The organism is Streptococcus sp. GMD4S, assembly GCF_000296955.1.
In genome coordinates this window covers 1-624 of the sequence record NZ_AJRE01000378.1, presented here as the reverse complement: position 1 = coordinate 624, position 624 = coordinate 1, and the positions used below count along the sequence as shown (strand labels likewise).

Genomic DNA, 624 nt, shown 5'->3' with positions numbered 1-624 from the left:
GCGCATCATTAACACCGTCACCTGTCATAGCAACAACCTTACCTTGTTTTTGCCAAGCCTTGACGATACGAACCTTGTGTTCTGGAGATACACGCGCGTAGACAGAGTATTGACCAACGACTTTTTCAAATTCTTCATCTGAAAGTTCGTTGAGTTCAGCACCAGTCAAGACATGGTCTTCCGAGTCATTTTCATCGATGATTCCCAAACGTTTGGCAATGGCTTCCGCTGTATCTTGGTGGTCACCAGTGATCATGATTGGACGGATTCCCGCTTCCTTAGCGACACGAACAGCTTCTGCTGCTTCGGCACGTTCAGGGTCAATCATTCCAATCAATCCAGTAAAGATCAAGTTGTTTTCAAGCTCTTCAGAAGTCAGGTTTTCTGGAATGCTGTCTACAATCTTATAAGCACCCGCAAGAACACGCAAGGCTTGGTGAGCCATTTCAGAGTTGTTTGTGTGAATTAAGTCATTAACTTTCTCATCAATCGGAGCAACATCTCCAGCCTTATCACGAGCAACACAACGTTTCAAAAGTTGGTCAGGGGCTCCCTTGACTGCTACGAGGAATTTACCATCTGGTAATGGATGAACCGTTGACATGAGTTTACGATCTGAGTCAA

The 624-nt window shown here is 45.0% G+C and carries 1 protein-coding gene; it reads right to left on the bottom strand.

Going from position 1 to position 624, the window contains the following annotated elements; all coding sequences use genetic code 11:
* On the bottom strand, positions 1 to 624 hold a 624-nt coding region (locus GMD4S_RS10010), incomplete at both ends, for an HAD family hydrolase (protein WP_000112999.1).